This window comes from Nostoc sp. WHI, from assembly GCF_015714725.1.
GTDB lineage: Bacteria > Cyanobacteriota > Cyanobacteriia > Cyanobacteriales > Nostocaceae > Nostoc.
Genome location: NZ_WBKM01000244.1, coordinates 1 through 1,427, shown reverse-complemented (window position 1 = coordinate 1,427; position 1,427 = coordinate 1). Strand labels below are relative to the sequence as shown.

Genomic DNA, 1,427 nt, shown 5'->3' with positions numbered 1-1,427 from the left:
GCTGGAAGTTGGGATAATTTTTGTATTTCTATCTTTAATTCCTTTATTAAACCTCAAACTGCTTGATTAATTTTATACTTGCGTTCTCATCTTTAGCTATTGGTTGCTGTAATTGATACTAAATATCAAAGGCTTGTTACAGATATTTTGGGAAATAATCGTCAAATGACTTACTAGCAATCTTTTTGAGATATCTCATCAAGATGAATTCTCCTGCGAATCAATATTTTATTTGTAAATAAAATCACTCCGTACTTGAATATAATTTTTAGCGATCGCACTTTTTTTGTCCGACCTCACAAAATCGCATTGCTCCCTGTCTTTGATAGTAAGAGCGATCGCCTCTTCTATTGGCTGATGTTCCTCAGTAGTCAGCAGTTTAATCACTGACTCAATTAGTTCTGGCTGTGGTAAGTAACAATGCCCGTCTTCGGCTGCCTCGCTCAAAGCATGAACAAGTCCTGCACAGTATCTAAATTCGCTATCAGGTGCAACTCCCAAGTTCCGAGCAATCTTGTCAGCAGTCAGAAAACCGATACCGTAGATGTCGGTGGCTAACTGGTAGGGGTTATGGGTGACAGTAGCGATCGCTTCATCTTTATATTGTTTGTAAATTTTGACTGCATACGTGGTTGAAACGCCGTGGCTTTGCAAAAATACCATCACTTCTTTGATAGCTTTCTGTGTTTCCCAAGCGTTTTTGATTAAGTTGATTCGTTTTTTAGCGATACCCTGAACTTCAACAACTCGAATTATGGCGCTAAGGTCAAGGCTGAAAAATTAGCCCCCTTAGTTAGAGGATGGCGGAACTACCACTGCCACTGCAAGATGGACGGGTCAAGGTTCTCACTTTGGTTCCTAAGTCACAGAGCTAGGACTTACGCATTGACAGAAGCAATTAAATATGAATATGGGTTTTCAGACATTTAAGTTTGATTTTTTCACCATTAGCCAGCGATGCCTGCGGCGGGCTGCGCCTACGCTAGTGATCTAAAGCTAGTAGCGAATGGTCTGAAACAACGGATTTTCGTTGATACACATGATAGTCATTTTGTACAGTGCGTAAGTCCTGATTACAAGAAAGTAAAACCCATTGACATCAAAGAGTTAGAGTTCAAAAGAAGCAGACAGCAGACTGATTCAATTTGGGAAATCAAACTGTATAAATTCGTGGGTTTTAAGCAGCATTTTTGACAGCAACTTTACTCGGCAGGAACTTGTGGAAGTAAAGAAGGAGTTGGTTGACCCTGGCGTTTAGCGCTAATGGCTTGAGTCAAAAATTCCAAGACATTTCGACGCTGAGACTTGAGCGGAGCCGGAGACGCTCCGCCTCCGGAGTAGTCACAACAGTTAACATCCTTTGCACAAAATGGCTACCAGCCTGGGTTTGAGAACCAAAACTGGTACGTCTCCAGATTACGGCAGGA

General features: G+C 41.4%; 3 pseudogenes. 1 reads left to right on the top strand and 2 read right to left on the bottom strand.

Annotation, left to right across the window (positions count from 1 at the left end):
• Positions 1 to 318: 318 nt before the first annotated feature.
• A pseudogene (locus F8S12_RS24765) lies at positions 319 to 756 on the bottom strand (helix-hairpin-helix domain-containing protein); the annotation flags it as partial.
• On the opposite strand from F8S12_RS24765, the pseudogene F8S12_RS24760 reads away from it, so the two are divergent.
• Positions 742 to 882: pseudogene (locus F8S12_RS24760) on the top strand (group II intron maturase-specific domain-containing protein); the annotation flags it as partial. The pseudogenes F8S12_RS24765 and F8S12_RS24760 overlap by 15 nt on opposite strands.
• A 320-nt stretch (positions 883 to 1,202) precedes the next feature.
• On the opposite strand, the pseudogene F8S12_RS40930 reads toward F8S12_RS24760, so the two are convergent.
• Positions 1,203 to 1,427 (bottom strand): annotated as a pseudogene (locus F8S12_RS40930) (hypothetical protein); the annotation flags it as partial.